The sequence below is a fragment of the Paenibacillus sp. FSL E2-0201 genome (genome assembly GCF_037963325.1).
GTDB lineage: Bacteria > Bacillota > Bacilli > Paenibacillales > Paenibacillaceae > Paenibacillus_AQ.
Genome location: NZ_CP150154.1, coordinates 5,310,417 through 5,328,590, shown reverse-complemented (window position 1 = coordinate 5,328,590; position 18,174 = coordinate 5,310,417). Strand labels below are relative to the sequence as shown.

The 18,174-nt window shown below is 45.5% G+C and carries 16 protein-coding genes, 1 rRNA gene and 1 other annotated feature; all 17 genes read left to right on the top strand.

All coding sequences use genetic code 11. The features are described 5' to 3' along the window. Positions 1-23 precede the first annotated feature (23 nt). Entirely contained in the window at positions 24-1,265 is a 1,242-nt protein-coding gene (locus tag NSU15_RS24100) for an Rne/Rng family ribonuclease (RefSeq protein WP_042130568.1), read from the top strand. A 62-nt stretch (positions 1,266-1,327) separates the two neighbouring features. After that, positions 1,328-1,413 (top strand) — a sequence feature (ribosomal protein L21 leader region). Between the two features lie 14 nt (positions 1,414-1,427). Next, positions 1,428-1,739 (top strand): 50S ribosomal protein L21, encoded by a 312-nt coding sequence (gene rplU / locus NSU15_RS24095; protein WP_042130566.1) that lies wholly within the window; start codon positions 1,428-1,430, stop codon positions 1,737-1,739. 12 nt (positions 1,740-1,751) lie between these two features. After that, positions 1,752-2,087, top strand: coding sequence for a ribosomal-processing cysteine protease Prp (locus NSU15_RS24090; RefSeq protein ID WP_042130565.1), 336 nt, complete (start codon positions 1,752-1,754; stop codon positions 2,085-2,087). A 17-nt stretch (positions 2,088-2,104) separates the two neighbouring features. Beyond that, complete coding sequence (gene rpmA / locus NSU15_RS24085) at positions 2,105-2,416, top strand: 50S ribosomal protein L27 (RefSeq protein WP_042130564.1); 312 nt, start codon at positions 2,105-2,107, stop codon at positions 2,414-2,416. 279 nt (positions 2,417-2,695) lie between these two features. After that, positions 2,696-3,436 (top strand): Spo0B domain-containing protein, encoded by a 741-nt coding sequence (locus NSU15_RS24080; RefSeq protein ID WP_076120422.1) that lies wholly within the window; start codon positions 2,696-2,698, stop codon positions 3,434-3,436. A gap of 15 nt (positions 3,437-3,451) precedes the next feature. Next, positions 3,452-4,762, top strand: coding sequence for a GTPase ObgE (gene obgE / locus NSU15_RS24075; protein WP_042130561.1), 1,311 nt, complete (start codon positions 3,452-3,454; stop codon positions 4,760-4,762). 212 nt (positions 4,763-4,974) lie between these two features. Next, entirely contained in the window at positions 4,975-6,294 is a 1,320-nt protein-coding gene (locus tag NSU15_RS24070; RefSeq protein ID WP_076120420.1) for an SPFH domain-containing protein, read from the top strand. Positions 6,295-6,305: 11 nt separating this feature from the next. Next, a complete protein-coding gene (locus NSU15_RS24065) occupies positions 6,306-7,052 on the top strand; it encodes a hypothetical protein (protein WP_042130557.1) in 747 nt (248 codons plus the stop codon). Between the two features lie 15 nt (positions 7,053-7,067). Continuing rightward, complete coding sequence (locus NSU15_RS24060; RefSeq protein WP_042130556.1) at positions 7,068-7,838, top strand: DeoR family transcriptional regulator; 771 nt, start codon at positions 7,068-7,070, stop codon at positions 7,836-7,838. Between the two features lie 66 nt (positions 7,839-7,904). Continuing rightward, the gene (locus NSU15_RS24055) at positions 7,905-9,266 is read left to right on the top strand and encodes a hypothetical protein (protein WP_339287786.1); all 1,362 of its coding nucleotides are present in this window, start codon (positions 7,905-7,907) and stop codon (positions 9,264-9,266) included. 158 nt (positions 9,267-9,424) lie between these two features. Next, positions 9,425-9,862 carry an ACT domain-containing protein gene (locus tag NSU15_RS24050; protein ID WP_042130552.1) on the top strand — a complete coding sequence of 146 codons (438 nt, stop codon included), beginning with the start codon at positions 9,425-9,427 and terminating at the stop codon, positions 9,860-9,862. 36 nt (positions 9,863-9,898) lie between these two features. Further along, positions 9,899-11,185, top strand: coding sequence for a homoserine dehydrogenase (locus NSU15_RS24045; protein WP_042130551.1), 1,287 nt, complete (start codon positions 9,899-9,901; stop codon positions 11,183-11,185). Between the two features lie 59 nt (positions 11,186-11,244). Further along, positions 11,245-12,225 carry a homoserine kinase gene (thrB, locus tag NSU15_RS24040; RefSeq protein WP_339287785.1) on the top strand — a complete coding sequence of 327 codons (981 nt, stop codon included), beginning with the start codon at positions 11,245-11,247 and terminating at the stop codon, positions 12,223-12,225. After that, entirely contained in the window at positions 12,222-13,109 is an 888-nt protein-coding gene (gene pheA / locus NSU15_RS24035; protein WP_042130547.1) for a prephenate dehydratase, read from the top strand. The genes thrB and pheA overlap by 4 nt, the downstream gene beginning before the upstream one ends. Before the next feature lie 4 nt (positions 13,110-13,113). Beyond that, on the top strand, positions 13,114-13,995 hold the full coding sequence (gene ilvE / locus NSU15_RS24030) for a branched-chain-amino-acid transaminase (RefSeq protein WP_042130546.1): 882 nt from the start codon (positions 13,114-13,116) through the stop codon (positions 13,993-13,995). A gap of 326 nt (positions 13,996-14,321) precedes the next feature. After that, positions 14,322-16,115 (top strand): LysM peptidoglycan-binding domain-containing protein, encoded by a 1,794-nt coding sequence (locus NSU15_RS24025; RefSeq protein WP_339287783.1) that lies wholly within the window; start codon positions 14,322-14,324, stop codon positions 16,113-16,115. A 486-nt stretch (positions 16,116-16,601) separates the two neighbouring features. After that, a 16S ribosomal RNA gene (locus NSU15_RS24020) occupies positions 16,602-18,159 on the top strand. The last annotated feature ends 15 nt before the right edge of the window (positions 18,160-18,174 follow it).

Sequence of the window (18,174 nt, the reverse complement as noted above, 5' to 3'; positions counted from 1 at the left end):
TGAACGAAACCAGAGGTGAAGCCATGAAACAGATGATCGTTCACTGCACGCAGCACATTACCCGAATGGCTCTTCTGGAGAACGGAAGGCTTGTGGAGTACGCGGCTGAGCGCGATCAGCAGCAAGGGCTGGTCGGAAGTTACTACAAAGGCCGTGTGATTAACGTACTTCCAGGTATGCAGGCTGCTTTTGTTGACATCGGACAGAAGAAGAATGCTTTTTTATATGTTGATGATGTATTGCACCCTCATTTGGATAAACAGCCGGATGTGAAGCCTTCTATTGAGACGCTTTTACAGCCTGGTCAGGATATTGTTGTACAAGTAAGAAAAGAGCCAAGTGGCGGTAAGGGGGCCCGTGTAACCACACATTATACATTGCCGGGTCGCTGGATGGTGTATATGCCTTTTGCTGATTATGTCGGGGTATCCAAAAAAATAAGTCGCGATGCAGAACGTAGCCGGCTCAAAGGAATCGGCGAACGTCTGCGCATGAAAGAAGAAGGGCTTATTATGCGGACTGTCTCTCAAGACGAGCCGCATGAAGCGGTGGAAGGTGATCTTTCATTTTTACGTGCACAATGGGATAACATTACACGTCGGGCGCAAACTGCAGAAGCTCCGGCACTGTTGCATCGTGATCTTAGTATTGTTCAGCGCTTCATTAGAGATGCATTTAATCCGCAGCGAGATCAGTTGATTATAGATTCTCCTGCCGCAGTTAAAGAAGCCACGGCATTTCTGGATGACATGGCACCTGATGGGTACAAGCCTGTAAGTTTATATAATGGATCGGAGTCCATTTTTACAGCGTATGGAATTCAGGAACAGCTGCACAAAAGCTTCAGTCGCAAGATCACACTGGAGGGCGGAGCAACAATGATCTGGGATGAAACGGAGGCGCTCACCGTTATTGACGTTAACACTGCCCAATACATTGGAGGAGCATCGCTTGAAGAGACGGTGACGAATACTAATATGCTTGCGGCTGAGGAAATTGGTCGTCTGATCCGTTTGCGAGATACGGGCGGAATCATTATTGTCGATTTTATTGACATGGAGGAAGAAATACATCGTAAAATGGTTACTGAACGGCTGGAGAAGGTGATCTGCAGGGATCGAACCAAAACACATATTCTCGGTTGGACAAGACTTGGACTCCTCGAGATGACCCGGAAGAAGGCAAGACATGATTCAGCCAGCTTCGCACCTATCCTTTGTCAGTGCTGCGGAGGGACTGGGAAAGTTGGAGAATGGATGGAATGAGTTGACGATAGGCGATAAGTATGATAATATCTTCAAGTATGTGTTTGATTCATTCGGTCCTGCACATGCTGTAACCGCTCCGATCGGGTACATAAGTGCAGTTCCCACGGGAATCTGCCACCTAGACTAGGCGAGTCTGAGACATGAGGAGGTGCAAGTAAAATGTATGCAATTATCGAAACTGGCGGTAAACAATACAAAGTCCAAGAGGGCGATGTTTTGTTCATTGAGAAGTTGGAAGCTGAAGACGGCGCAAGTGTAACTTTTGACCGTGTATTGGCTGTTTCTAACGAAGGTGGTCTGACTGCAGGAACTCCGCTCGTAAGCGGCGCGTCTGTAACAGCTAAAGTCGAGAAACATGGTAAAGGCGCTAAGGTTGTAGTTTACAAATACAAACCTAAGAAGAACTACCACAAGAAACAAGGCCATCGTCAACCGTACACGAAAGTAACTATCGAGAAGATTCAAGCGTAAGAAGGTGCGTGAATGATTAACGTACGGATTACACGATCTTCGGATCTAGGGACTATCGTTGGCTTTGAGGTAAAAGGGCACGCGGGTTATGCAAAGCGTGGCGAAGATATCGTATGTGCCGGAGTTTCGGCCGTAACGGTTGGAACCGTCAATTCGATTGAGACATTGACCGGAATCTCCATGGATACATCCATGAAGAACGGATTCCTAAGTGGAACATTAAGTTCCATTGATGATTTCGATACTTCCGCGAAGGTGCAATTGTTGCTTGAATCCATGGTCGTGATGCTAAATGATATCGCAGAATCATACGGAAAGTATCTTCAAATAGAGCAAGTAAATATTTAAAGAAGGAGGTTGACAACATGTTGAAATTGAATCTTCAATTGTTCGCATCGAAAAAAGGTGTAGGTTCCACAAAAAACGGACGGGATTCCCATTCCAAACGTCTTGGCGTGAAACGTGCTGACGGTCAAGCAGTAACCGGCGGTAACATCTTGGTTCGTCAACGCGGAACAAAAATTCACCCAGGCACTAACGTAGGCATCGGTAAAGATGATACGTTGTTCGCATTGGTGGATGGCGTAGTGAAGTTCGAACGTTGGGGCCGCGATCGCAAAAAAGTGAGCGTATACCCAGTTGATGTCGCTCCGGTAGCAGCGGCACTGGAAGCGTAAGCTTACGGAACCATATTTGCATGTAGAAGCCTCCGGCATGAGTGCCGGAGGCTTTTTTGTAGAATATTCAGAATCGTTTGTGAAACCTCTTTGAGCACTTTAGAAACATACCTTCAGAGTTTTAAGAAAGCATGAACATCCTTAAACATATGTAAAATACTCATGGTTATCACTGGTGAACTACAGGGAACTGCTGTGTTATACTAGGAAATGGTAATTGATGAGGTAATATTCTAAACAAAGTCATGAATTTTGCGAACTGAGGGACGGGGAGAAAGAATGAAATCCTGGAAAAGTGCAATCTGGGCAGTCATGTTATCCGTATTGCTTCCTTTAGGACTCGTGTATTGGCATACCTCCCTTTTGACGTGTCTGTTGCTTGGAATTTGGGTAGCGGTAATAGTTGCCTTTAGTTTCATTTGGAATCAGCGTCATTGGGAACGGGAACTGCGCATACAAGAGAACACACTGCAACAGGCGGCGATTCGGACACTGAATCATCATCGTCATGATTGGATGAACGATTTGCAGATTCTTTACGGATATATTCAGCTTGGAAAACCTGATAAATCCGTGGAGTGTGTGGAAAGAATAAAGGAACGCATAGCGCTTGATAGTCGTATCGCTAAGTTGGGCATTCCTTCATTGGTCTTTTTTATCCAATCTTTCCGAACTTACCGGACTAGTCTGGAACTGGAAGTTCAAGTGGAGGAAGGATTGCAGCTGGAGGACAAGCTAAACCGGGAAGCAGGTGATGAGCTGACTTCAGTGATTATGCAGACCGTACGGGCTTATCAATATAACGGACTGGCTCCCCAGGGAGAAACGCGCAAGCTGCGTCTTGGCTTTATTCAGGATGGAGGAGACATTCTTATCTCCTTCGAAGGTGAGGGAGAGCATGGCAATCCCGAGCAGCTCAAAGGGCAAATTTATAATATAGTACAAGGAAAAATCATGAAAGCGGAGCAGTTTAAGCCTAGTAAGGCTTATGTAGAACTGCGGTTGCCGCTTGAAATGTGAGGAAGGTGAACATTAATGTTCGTAGATAAAGCTAAGATTTATGTTAAGGGCGGAGACGGCGGGGATGGTATCGTTGCGTTTCGTCGGGAAAAGTATGTACCGGATGGTGGTCCAGCAGGTGGTGACGGTGGCCGTGGTGGCGACGTTATCTTCCGCGTAGATGAGGGCTTGCGTACGCTGATGGATTTCCGTTATCAGCGCCATTTTAAAGCGGACAAAGGGATTAAAGGACGTAACAGAAGTCAGCATGGGGCGAACGCTGATCATATGATCGTGCGGATTCCACCTGGAACCATATTAATTGACGATGATACACAAGAGATCATCGCCGATTTGACTCGTCATGGTCAGCAAGTTGTTGTTGCCCGTGGGGGTCGTGGGGGTCGTGGGAATTCTCGTTTTGCCACAGCAGCTAATAAGGCTCCAGAGCTAGCAGAGAACGGCGAAGAGGGTCAAGAGCGGTATATTGTTATGGAACTTAAGGTTATGGCTGATGTGGGACTTGTAGGCTTCCCGAGTGTAGGCAAATCTACGCTACTGTCGGTCGTATCCGCAGCTCAACCAAAGATTGGTGCATACCATTTCACTACGATTACACCGAACTTAGGAGTAGTAGATGTTGGGGATGGACGAAGCTTTGTAATGGCGGATCTGCCAGGATTAATTGAGGGAGCTAGTGAAGGCATAGGGCTTGGTCATGAATTCCTACGTCACGTTGAACGTACACGGATCATTATTCACGTAGTGGATATGTCTGGTTCAGAGGGGCGTGATCCCTTCGAGGATTGGGTTCTCATTAATGACGAGCTGAAGCAATATAATGCGGCTCTAATTGATCGTCCTCAGATCGTGGCTGCAAATAAAATGGATATGCCAGCGTCAGAGGAGAATCTCATCGCTTTCCGAGAACGCGTAGCTGAGGTGCGTCCGGATCTTGAGATTATGCCAATCTCCTCGCTTACTCGTCAGGGTGTTCAGGAACTGTTATATCGTGCAACGGATATTCTTGATAGTATTCCGGTGGCACCGGTAGTTGAAGACGTATCAGGTACAACTGAACGTAAGGTTTATAAGCTAGAAGCGGAAGATGATAACTCATTCACGATTACACGTGATAATGAAACATATGTGGTCAACAGCCCTCGTATCGAGAAAATGTTGAAACGTATGCAGCTTAGCACACATGATGCGATTCTAAAGCTCGCCCGGACTTTGCGGCATATGGGTGTAGATGCAGAGCTTCGTAAACGTGGAGCTGTAGAGGGGACTATTGTCCGTATTGGTGAGTTCGAATTCGAGTTCGTAGAGAGTAGTAGTTACTATTAATATTTAGCTGATTACAAAGCGCGACTTGTGTTCTCCTGTAAAGGAAGACACAAGTGGCGTTTTTTTTATTTCCGTACAGAGCATTTTTTTTTCAAGAAAAGAACCCAAAACACGATATATATCGTATACAATAAATATCGAAATACACTTATTCCCAACCGGGAACACATACGTTATTCGTATATCATAGATGATGAAAGAAGGAATAGCAGATGGCAATTATAGAAGTGGTGAAGTACGACGGTCCTCCAGGGATTTTCGCATGGAAATATCCTAACCAAGAGCTAGGAACATGGACTCAGCTAATCGTTAATGAATCTCAGGAAGCGATCCTGTTCAAAGGAGGACAGGCGCTTGATTCCTTTTCGGCAGGAAGACATACCCTAAGCACCGCCAATATACCTATTTTATCTAATATCGTTAATCTCCCTTTCGGCGGGAAGTCACCATTTACAGCAGAAGTATGGTATGTGAACAAGACTAACTCGATGAATGTTAAATGGGGAACAAGCGCACCTTTACAACTCCAAGATCCTAAATATAAAATTATGATTTCTGTTCGTTCCTTCGGACAGTTTGGTGTAAAGGTCGATAATCCACGTAAATTTTTATTGCAGCTCGTTGGAACGCTTCCTCAGTTTGATCACGATACACTGGTTAATTATTTCCGCGGCTTGCTTATGTCGAATATTAATGAACTGATCTCATCCTACCTTGTACATAAGCAAATCAGTATTCTGGAGATTAATGCTTATGTTGCAGAGATCTCAAAGCATATCCAGGGGCGGTTAGCATCGACTTTTCTGGATAATGGTCTTGAGCTGAATAACTTCTATATTGATTCGATCAATATTCCTGATGATGATCCGGCAACGATTCGATTAAAGGAAGCTTTAGCTAAAAAAGCAGAAATGGATATTATCGGTTTCAATTACCAGCAAGAGCGGGGCTTTAACACGATGGAGAAAGCAGCCGGCAATCCTGGCAATCTTGGTGTAGGTATGATGAACACTGGGATGGGACTTGGGCTTGGAATGGGATTCGCTGGTCCGGCTATGGATATGGTAAACCGTATGACCCGAGGGATGAGTTTTGATTCAGGGACAACAGTTGTACGTCAAGAACGCTCCTGTTCGAAGTGTGGGGTTATGAATCCTGTAGAGGGAAGGTTCTGCAGCGGCTGTGGGCATGCTCTGGAGAGCATTCAGCAAAGTACGCCGTCCGGAAATAAGATCAATTGTTTGGAGTGTGGACATGAACTGAAACCTGGAGCCAAGTTCTGTCCTGGCTGTGGTAATCCTTATCGAGCTTGTCCAACCTGTGGAGCGGATAATCCTGAGGGTGCTTCTTCCTGTGTCTCTTGTGGAAAAGAAATGCCTAAGGCCTGTGGCAAATGTGGAGAAATGGTATCGCCAGGGGTAAAATTCTGTCCTCATTGTGGAGACAGCTTGGTTATTAAATGCGGAGGCTGTGGGCATGAGCTGAAGCCTGGACAGAAATTCTGTGCTGAGTGTGGAACTAAGGCAGGCTGAAGGAGGACGTAATGAACAAGGGTAAAAGCTATATTCGTATCATCACCATTATTTATGTTGCTGCTATAATACTAACGGTGTTCTCCTTTATAGGATTAGGCTTCTCTGAATCCCTGTTTCGATTCGTGACTTCGCTAGTTGCTGTTCTGCTGGCGGAGAGTGTGGTGTATGGCTATTGTATTTTTTGGCTCCGTAGTGCAGGTAGTGTTCAGAGAACCTCACCCGTTCTTCTCAGTGGTGCATTCATCACGGGAATCTATGCGGCTGTCGTATTCGTATCAGCTATTGTTTTTGATTGGCTGCTGGAGATGTCTCCTTTGTGGTATGCTGCCGTGCAACTGCTGATTCTTTTGATTGGTGGAATCACACTGGCTGTGATCGGGATCTATGGATGGAATGCCGGAACAGAAGAACAGCAACTGCGGAGATCCTTACAAGCATTTCGGCAGCATCAGAGTGAAATAAACGAGATCAGAGCGCTGGCAAGCAGCTGGAAGGATCCCGAATCTGAAACGCTTGTGAAGATGCTCAATAAGTTGCAAGATCAATTTAAGTTCAGCGATCCTGTTTCAGATTCATCTTTATATGCTACTGAGGATATCATGCATCAGCAGATCTCCCTGTTGCATGATCATGTGAAGCTGCTGCTCATGACAAATGAGCCACATGAGAACTGGCAAGCTGAAATCAACGAAATGGCCGACAGTATTAAAGCTACTCTAGAGCGGCGAAATCGGGAATTAGCGGCACTTAAATAGGAGGAAAATAACTACATGAACAGATTGAACATACAAGAGCCGTCACCGAACCCAGCGGGGAGTGCAGCGGTTCCTCTGATTAAATTAGATCGGACTGGGTTTGATTATGTCATTCTAGCGGCAGCTTATTTATTCATGCCCATTGGACTCGTCCTTGCATTGTTACGGTTGATGCTGACCCATTATAAAAATTACCGGAGGCCCACCAATCTAAATCTGCTCATGCATGTATTTATCGGAGGATTTGTTGAGCTCTCTATTGCAATGTTTGTGGATACCATGAGTGGAAACACTGGAACTTCCGAATTATTAACGATCCAGATTTTCCTTGCAGTCATATTTTTGATTCCGGCTTTTATTCTTGCGAGTGTGACAGCAAAAGCTAAATATACACTTTCTAAACTTAACACTTCTTATATAGAGCTGATTCAAAATAAAAATATCCGATATGTCGGCAGTATAGCAGAACGGATAGGTATAAGCGAAAGTGATGTACGGAGGGATGTCCAGTATCTAAAGAATAAAGGATTACTAGATATTGATATTGTCCTTTCGGAGGGGCGCCAGACGCCAGATCCATCCATGACAGCACCTAATCTTGTTCATCCTGGAAGGCCATCAGGCTTCGGAGCCCAAGCCTCGGGACAGCAGGTTCATACTCAACCTCAGTCCTCGCCGCAACTGCCTAAGTCCATTCGTTGTCCGGGCTGCGGAGCACAGAACACGGTTCAGCCTAGTCAGTCCAAGAGCTGTGATTATTGTGGAACAATGATATCGTATAGTTAATGCCGTCAACCAACAGATTAGCTGCATCGCATATAGGATTACATAAATAAGGGGATTAAAGACAAAATGAGTGGATTGGATATACGCAGACAGCCGCCGACATCGGGAAAGCCCGTGTATAAGCATGAATATGAGCGGACGGCGTTTGATTATACGACTATTGTGTTTGCGTATATATTTGCTCCGGTTGGCTTTATATTGGCTGCCATTCGGTTATTATCTACACATTCCAAGAGACAGCGCAAAGCAAGCAATATTAACCTGTTTTATCATGCGTGTATGGGTGCCTTTGTAGAATTGGCGATCTATTTCATTATTAGTAAGCTACTCGGTCAAATCGATTATGTCGCACTCTTGATCAGGCTGGTGATTATCTACGCATTGTTTAGGATTCCTGCCATCAAATTGTCGGTTAGGGCCGTAGGATGGAGAGAGGGATTCACCTATCTTTGCAATGACTATATCGCATTGGTTCTTGTGGACGGCATAAGGCATATCGGCAGCCTATCCGATATTCGCGGATTCAGTGAAGAGAACGTCCGCGAGGTTTTGGAATATTTAAAAGATCAGGGAGTACTTTCTCCAGATATTGTTTATTATGAAGGACGTGTAGACAATCCATTTGTAAAATTGCCGCCGAAGCTTATTTATTCCAAACGGGCACAAGCACTGGTGCGTGCTCCTGAGAATAACCTTCGCTACCGTAACAAGCGAGACCGGACAGTGTTTGATCGAATCATCATGGCGATTGCCTATTTGTTTGCTCCGCTTGGGTTTGTACTTGCGATGCTTCGTTTTGTAAGCACTCATTATAAGAATGAGCGGAAATCATTTAACTACAAATTGCTCTATCATGTATGTATGGGAGCTTTTATGGAACTTGCCGTCCTCTTCGCCGTGGGGACCTACAAAGGGGATTTTAAGTGGTTCACTTTATTGATCATTCTGGTGGTCCTCTACTTGATCTTTATAATTCCGGCGGACAGCTTTGCAGGGAGGGCTACCTTCGCAACAGAAAACTTTGATTTTCTGTGCAAGAAGTATCTCATGCTGATCATAGTGGATGATGTTAGACATATTGGTAATTTAGCTGATATCACGAAACAAAGTGAAGATGATGTACGTAGAGACCTACGGTATTTGGTGAGATGGGGGTTACTTGCTTCTGATCTTGTCTATTATGAAGGACGTGTTAAGCTCTTAGATAAACAACCGCCCAATCTTGTGCATCCTGACCGGGCACAGCCCTCCGCGGCATCAGAGAACCAGCCATCATCTGGGCGGCAGTCATTACCGGAGAATAGGCCTAAGCCACCTGTCCAACTGCCGAAATCCATCGTTTGTTCGAGTTGCGGTGCTAAGAGTAGAGTACTTCCTGGGCAGGATAAAATCTGTGACTATTGCGGGACGACGATTCCATACAGTTAGTGTACATACGATTGTCTGCTGCCCCCGGGAATCCGGGGGTTTTGCTGCACCGAACTCCCCGACCTCAGAGTATACATATAAAGTAATTGCATTTTATAAGTCTTTTCCGATATAATGTCCACTAAGAAAACACAAAAGTCTTTGAGGTGAGGACGTTCGTGAAAGAACGCTATTATTTGGTCCGTGAGGACATATTACCTGATGCCGTACTTAAGACAATGCAGGTCAAACAATTGCTTGAGGCCGGGGATGCGAAGACCGTACATGAGGGTGTAGAACAGGTAGGATTAAGCCGAAGTGCTTTTTATAAATACAAGGATGGCATTCACCTGATCCATCAGCTCGAACGTGAGCGAATTGTTACGATCTCCATGGATTTGGAACATGAATCTGGGATGCTCTCCAAGGTTCTAGGATCTGTGGCGGGACATGGGGCTAACGTGCTGACGATTCACCAGAGTATTCCGCTACAAGGACGAGCGAATGTGGTGATTTCCGTGGAAATCTCACATTTGAATGAGGAGCTCGGAGAGATGCTTGATAGTCTGAAGAATATTCCGGGAGTGAAGCGCGCCCTAATCGTTGGACAGGGATAGAGAAGTTATATACGTAAAACTTTTAGGAGGATACAGATGAAGCCGGTTAAAGTAGGGTTGCTGGGTCTGGGAACAGTTGGTACAGGTGTAGTTCGTATCGTGGAAGGAAATCAAGAGGATTTGAGCAGTCAAGTAGGCTCTCCAATACTCATTGAGCGCATAGCGGTGAATAATTCCAATAAGCCACGTGATATTGAGGTTGACCCTGCCAAAATAACAACAGATCCATGGGATGTTATTCGTGATCCTGAAATTGATGTAATCGTTGAAGTGATGGGTGGTGTCGATGGAACAAAGGAATATATTCTTGAAGCTTTGGACCGCGGTAAGCATGTCGTAACTGCGAACAAGGATTTGATGGCGCTGCACGGTTCGGAGATTCTGGCTAAGGCGCAAGAGAAGCAATGTGATGTCTTTTATGAGGCTAGCGTTGCGGGTGGCATTCCGATTATTCGGACGCTTATCGAAGGCTTTTCTTCAGATAAGATCATGAAGATTATTGGAATTGTAAATGGAACAACTAATTACATACTAACCAAAATGAGTCAAGAAGGCGCATCCTACAATGATGTGTTAAAAGAAGCGCAGGATCTAGGATATGCAGAGGCCGATCCAACTTCCGATGTTGAAGGTCTGGATGCTGCCCGCAAAATGGCGATTCTCGGAACCTTAGGCTTCCGCACTAACGTGGAGCTACATGATGTAAGTGTGAGCGGGATTTCAAAAGTGAGTAAAGCCGATATTGCTTTTGCGAAGCGTCTCGGATATGAAATCAAGCTTCTGGGTATCGCTGAACGTCAGGATGAGGAATTTAGTATCAGTGTTCAACCGACCTTGATTCGAACAAGTCATCCGCTTGCATCCGTAAATGGTGTCTTCAATGCAGTTTATGTTTATGGTGAAGCGGTAGGAGAAACGATGTTCTATGGTGCGGGCGCGGGTGCAATGCCAACAGCAACTTCGATAGTAGCTGACTTGGTAGCCATTATTAAGAACCTCAAGCTGGGTGTTAATGGATTGAAGCAAAAAGTACCTTATAAGCAGAAGAAGCTTAAGAGTGATGAGGATATCTTTTATAAAAACTTCCTACTTTTACACGTTGATGATAAAGCAGGTGTATTGGCCAAGATTACTCAGGTGTTTGCCGAGTATGATGTGAGTCTTGATTCGGTAGTTCAACAAGCCAATCCAAATAATCCTGATGCGGAGATTATTATTGTTACCCATAACGCCAGCAAAGCAAGTATGAATAAAGTGCTGCGCCACTTTAAGGAACTGAAAGTCATCCACCGGATCAAGAGTCATTATCGTGTGGAAGGTTAGCACTGTAGATGGACTATACTTTCTATATTTAAACAATGAGTAAGGAGATTGCACCTGTTATGAGTACTTATGGAGTAGCAAGGGTTAAAGTACCTGCTAGTACTGCCAATCTTGGTCCGGGCTTCGATACTCTTGGCATGGCATTGCCGCTGTATGCCTGGATTGAGATGGAGGAAGCAGAGGAGACAGTTTTTCATCTATATGGTGACGAGATGAAGGGAGTGGCTCGGGATAAGAGTAATTTACTCTATAAGGTCGCTCAAATGGTATTTGCAGAGGCTGGCGTTAAGGTGCCTGAAATATCTATTTCGATGTACTCTGAGATTCCGCTTACGCGTGGACTCGGCAGCAGTGCCTCGGCCATCATTGGGGGCATGGTCGCAGCTAATACGATGATCGGCTCTCCGCTCGATGATGCGAAGCTGTTTGATATGGCTACCCAGCTTGAGAAGCATCCTGACAATGTAGGAGCTTCCTTATTTGGTGGCATCATTACCGCAGTGTGGGACGGTGATCATGCGGATTACGTTCGCCTTGATCCACCTCAAGACCTTGAGGTTCTCGTGGTTATTCCTGAATTCGAGCTGGAAACCACAAAAGCACGGGGAGTGCTTCCAACAGAAATCTCAGTTAGTGATGCTGTGTACAACATCAGTAGAACCTCTTTAATGACGGCATCGTTTGCATCAGGTCGGCTTGACCTGATCAGTAGAGCGATGCAGGATCGTTTGCATCAACCTTATCGGGCAGCGCTTATTCCAGGCATGGAGAAGCTGCTCGCGGAAGCACCTAAACATGGTGCTTTAGGGATCGCACTTAGCGGTGCCGGCCCTACGCTACTGTGTTTAGTTGATCGCCGTGAGACTCGTAAGAGTGAGCTTGAGGCTTTTCTGAAGAATACGATGCAAGAACACGGCATCTCTGCTAAGACTTGCTGGCTGATGCCTTGTACTTCAGGTGTTACATCAGAGCTGCTTAAAAGAAACGAGATGCAAAACGTATCATTTTTGGATATGATAAAAGGAGAAGTACGGTCATGAAATCAATAGCGGTATTGCCGCAGGGCTCAGTATCTCACGAAGCGCTGCTGCATTTGTTTAACGGTGAGCCTGTAAAAATTGTGCATCACAAGTTAATTTCCGATGTCTTTCTCTCTACGGATGGTGGAGCCACTGATTACAGCGTTATCCCGATTGAGAATACTATTGAAGGTTCGGTTAGTCTCCATATTGATTGGCTTATTAATGAAGTTGATCTACCTATGCAGGCGGAATGGATCTTTCCATCGATACAGAATCTCATCGGTCACCCGCTGGAATTCAGAGATACGAACGGTAATAAGGATTTCACTAAAGTGAAAAAAATCCTTTCGCATCCTGTTGCAATGGCACAGTGTATGCAATTTGTTCGGAAGCATGCACCTTGGGCTGAACTGGAGTCGGTCGGAAGTACCTCTGAAGCTGTTGAAATCGTTAAGAACAATCCTGGAAAGGGTTGGGCTGCGATCGGTACTGCGCTTGGTGCAGCTACTCATGGACTGGAGATTGTTGATCGGAAAGTTACAGATCACAACAACAACTACACAAGATTTGTCCTTGTCGGTCCGCAGAAGGTAGATCTTCCACGGAGCAGCAATGGTGTAAAGACGAGTGTCCTAGTAACGCTGCCTGAGGATTTTCCAGGTGCTTTGCATCAGGTTCTCGCTGCCTTTTCTTGGCGAAAGCTGAATTTATCGCGTATTGAATCACGACCAACGAAAAAAAAGCTGGGTACTTATTATTTTTATATTGATGTGCTGGAACCGATAGAATCGGTCCTGCTGCCAGGGGCTATTGAAGAGATTAATGCTTTAGGCTGCCAGGTACGGATTCTGGGCTCGTATCCCACATACACCTATGAGGAAGAGAAAGCGGAGGTGCAGTAAATTCATGGCTGAACAATGGATCTATCTGGATGGACAACACGTAACTAAGGAAAATGCAAAGGTATCCGTTTTTGATCACGGTTTTTTGTATGGAGACGGCATATTTGAAGGTATTCGTATCTACAACGGTAATATTTTTAAATGTAAAGAGCATTTGGACAGACTTTATGATTCGGCGAAGTCGATCATGCTGGACATTCCGCTCACTTATGACGAGATGCTGGAAGCTATGGCTGAAACGATTCGCCTCAACGACATGCGTAACGGTTATATTCGACTGATCGTATCCCGTGGTCCTGGTAACTTGGGTCTTGATCCACGCCGTTGCCCTAAAGCCAGCGTAATCATTATCGTTGAACAATTAGCTATTTACCCAGAGCAAGCGTACATTAATGGGCTTCGTGCTGTTTCTGTATCCCAACGCCGTAATATTCCGGATGCACTGAATCCGAAGATTAAATCGCTTAACTATCTCAATAATATCCTAGTGAAAATTCAGTCCAATCTGGCAGAAGCCGATGAAGCGATTATGATGAACGCTCAAGGATATGTTACTGAAGGATCTGGCGATAATATTTTCATCATCAAAAATGGCGTGGTCACCACTCCACCTTGCTATCTGGGTGCGCTCGAAGGAATCACACGTCAGGCTATCATCGAGCTATGCGAGAAATTGGGTATTAAACTGAAAGAAGAACCATTCAGCATGCATGATGTTTACATCGCCGACGAGGTATTCTTCACTGGAACGGCAGCAGAGGTTATTGCAGCGCGTGAAATTGACGGACGCATCATCGGAGAAGGACATGCAGGTCCAATAACGTTGAAGCTTCTTGAAGAATTCCGCAATGTTGTTGACAAAGATGGCTACAAGGTTTGGGAATAACAGTTACTCGTACAATATGCTCTTTTACATGCTTGTCGTGTAAAAAGTGTTAAATAGGCATTAATAATCCTTTCATGATACATGAAGAAGATGTCCGGAAGTCTACGGTAGATCTTTTCATGATACATGAAAGGATTTTTTTTATTTCAGGGATGTCATTCGCCCATGGGCTGCATAAGATGTAGTAACGAAGGAGGCGGCTGTACCGCATATAACTTTGTAAGAGAGCAATGTTCTATCCAAAGGGTGTTTGCTTTCAAAGCCAGTTTTGCTGTGTAGCTGTAAGAAAGCAATACTCCACAAAACTTTTAGGAGGTTAATGCTACGTGAAAATACACATTGTCAAACAAGGCGATAGTCTGTATGCATTATCGCAAAAGTACGGAGTGCCGTTACAAAAAATTATTGAAGCTAATCCACAGATCAGTAATCCGAATGTGCTGGCACTTGGTGAAAAAGTAAAAATACCTACGGCTCCTGTATCCGTACCGGATAACAGTGAAGTTTACTACAAGCATACAGTTAAACAAGGAGATACCTTATGGAAATTATCTAAGGCGTGGGGAATCCCCTTAAAGGATATGGTTGAAGCAAACCCCCAGCTAAAGAATCCGAATGTATTGATGTTAGGGGAAGTAGTTAACATTCCTAAAAAGACATCAAACGCTTCCCCCGTACAGCCAGGCTACATGCCTTCTAATGCTTCTGAGAAAACACAAGTTGGCGGGAAGGAATATACGGGTCCAAAAGAACAGCCAGTTGCTGAGGTGGTTCCTGCACCAAAACCGGAAACTAAACCAGAGGTTAAACCAGAAACTAAACCGGAAGCAAAAGCAGAAACTAAACCTGAGGCAAAAGCAGAAACTAAACCTGCACCTAAACCAATGCCAAAAATCGCACCTGAATCCAATTCAGCACCACATCCATCGGTAAATATAGCTCCAATTAATGCACCGAACCCTGCGCCAAATATGCAAATGGAAGTTGCTCCTGTGCAAGAAATTGAAATGCAGAGCTTGTTTGTTCAGATTACAGTACCAAATCAAGAGCCAGTAGCACAACATGAGGCGTCAAAAGCTGAGATGAAGCCAGTGGCTTGCAAAGAGGAAAAGGCGAATTCTTGTGACAGTATGGGATATCCAGGTCTAGGTGGAAATCCTTATCTCTATGATTCTTATCAAAATAACCCTAATATGAATATGAACTGGGCACCAAGTTATGTTCAGCCAGCGGCATTTGGACCAGAGTGCATGTCTCCATACTACTTTTCAGAAAACATGTATTCACCTAATATGAGTCCAGAACAATGGAATCCGAACGCTGCGCCTAACGTGAGTCCGGAACAATGGAATCCGAATGCTGCTCCTAACGTGAATCCGGAACAATGGAATCCGAATGCTGCGTCTAATGTGAGTCCGGAACAATGGAATCCGAATGCTTGGTCTAATGTGAGTCCGGAGCAATGGAATCCAAATGCTTGGCCTAATATGAGTCCGGAGCAATGGAATCCAAATGCTTGGCCTAATATGAGTCCGGAACAATGGAATCCAAATGCTGCACCTAACAATATGGAGGCTAATGCTTCGGGGATGAACCCGATGTATGGGATGTCATCGAACCTTCCTTGGCCAACTACTTGTGGGTGCGGGGGAATGCATGTTCAACCCTATTCATATGAAATGCCCTCATATAATACCTATCCTGCATATGGAAACCCCAATGCATTCTCTGCTTATGGAGCAGGAACACCTAATCAGGGAATAGTCCCAGATTCTCCTCTTGGAGCTTTTGGCGGGCCGATAATGTCGAGTATTCCGTCTAATCCGCAGTATCCTGGTATAGGTAATTATTCGCAGCATAATCGGGTTCCGGAAATCCAAGATCCTGAAACGTTTGTACAGGACACTCCCGAAGTTGCTAGAACAGTGAGTGAGGAATCTAGCTCTGGTAGTTCGCTCAAGAGTAAGGGGAATGCAACGAAGGAAACGGCAGCAAAAGCAAAGACCTCAAGTCAAAATAGCAGCAAGAAGACCAAAACGGTTGTGAAATCTCAGCGTTCAAGTGCAGGTGGTCGTACAGAGAGTTCTAAGAAACGCAGAAATCCGTGGATTTCTAATTAATACAGTTTTAAACTAAAAGCCAATCTCTCTTTAACGTGCAGATTCTGATTATCAGAGTTTGCACGTTTTTTATGAGAAGAAATGAAGCAGATGTAAGAATGAGGCGAAAGTATTTTTTTGAATTTTTAAAATTTAGGGGTTGTTTTTAGAGTGGGTTATATGTTACATTATAAATCCAGTCGCAAAGAGGAGATATAAACTTTCGATTGGTGAATGTTAATCCAGATGAGATTACACAAGACTTTGAAAAAAAGTATTGCAATTCATCGGAAAGCATGATATATTATAAGAGTTGCTGCTGAGACATTAAACGGCGCCAACGAGAACTTGATCTTTGAAAACTGAACAACGAGTGAGTAGGAAATCACGAAAGTGAAATCCAAAACTGATGAGTTTCACAGCGTACTTTACGCTTTTGAAATTTCATCGTGAGAATTAATTTTCTCGTCAGATGTTTCAAAATGAGCATATCGCTCTTTTCAATACTAATTGGAGAGTTTGATCCTGGCTCAGGACGAACGCTGGCGGCGTGCCTAATACATGCAAGTCGAGCGGAGTCATTTTGAAAGCTTGCTTTCAAAATGACTTAGCGGCGGACGGGTGAGTAACACGTAGGCAACCTGCCCCTTAGACTGGGATAACTACCGGAAACGGTAGCTAATACCGGATAATTTCTTTTTTCTCCTGAAGAAAGAATGAAAGACGGAGCAATCTGTCACTGAGGGATGGGCCTGCGGCGCATTAGCTAGTTGGTGGGGTAACGGCCCACCAAGGCGACGATGCGTAGCCGACCTGAGAGGGTGAACGGCCACACTGGGACTGAGACACGGCCCAGACTCCTACGGGAGGCAGCAGTAGGGAATCTTCCGCAATGGACGAAAGTCTGACGGAGCAACGCCGCGTGAGTGATGAAGGTTTTCGGATCGTAAAGCTCTGTTGCCAGGGAAGAACGTCCGGTAGAGTAACTGCTATCGGAGTGACGGTACCTGAGAAGAAAGCCCCGGCTAACTACGTGCCAGCAGCCGCGGTAATACGTAGGGGGCAAGCGTTGTCCGGAATTATTGGGCGTAAAGCGCGCGCAGGCGGTCATTTAAGTCTGGTGTTTAAACCTTGGGCTCAACCTAAGGTCGCACTGGAAACTGGGTGACTTGAGTACAGAAGAGGAAAGTGGAATTCCACGTGTAGCGGTGAAATGCGTAGATATGTGGAGGAACACCAGTGGCGAAGGCGACTTTCTGGGCTGTAACTGACGCTGAGGCGCGAAAGCGTGGGGAGCAAACAGGATTAGATACCCTGGTAGTCCACGCCGTAAACGATGAGTGCTAGGTGTTAGGGGTTTCGATACCCTTGGTGCCGAAGTTAACACAGTAAGCACTCCGCCTGGGGAGTACGGTCGCAAGACTGAAACTCAAAGGAATTGACGGGGACCCGCACAAGCAGTGGAGTATGTGGTTTAATTCGAAGCAACGCGAAGAACCTTACCAGGTCTTGACATCCCTCTGAATCTGCTAGAGATAGCAGCGGCCTTCGGGACAGAGGAGACAGGTGGTGCATGGTTGTCGTCAGCTCGTGTCGTGAGATGTTGGGTTAAGTCCCGCAACGAGCGCAACCCTTAACTTTAGTTGCCAGCAAGTAATGTTGGGCACTCTAGAGTGACTGCCGGTGACAAACCGGAGGAAGGTGGGGATGACGTCAAATCATCATGCCCCTTATGACCTGGGCTACACACGTACTACAATGGCCGGTACAACGGGAAGCGAAGCCGCGAGGTGGAGCCAATCCCATCAAAGCCGGTCTCAGTTCGGATTGCAGGCTGCAACTCGCCTGCATGAAGTCGGAATTGCTAGTAATCGCGGATCAGCATGCCGCGGTGAATACGTTCCCGGGTCTTGTACACACCGCCCGTCACACCACGAGAGTTTACAACACCCGAAGTCGGTGGGGTAACCCGCAAGGGAGCCAGCCGCCGAAGGTGGGGTAGATGATTGGGGTGAAGTCGTAACAAGGTAGCCGTATCGGAAGGTGCGGCTGGATCACCTCCTTTCTATGGAGAATCGTC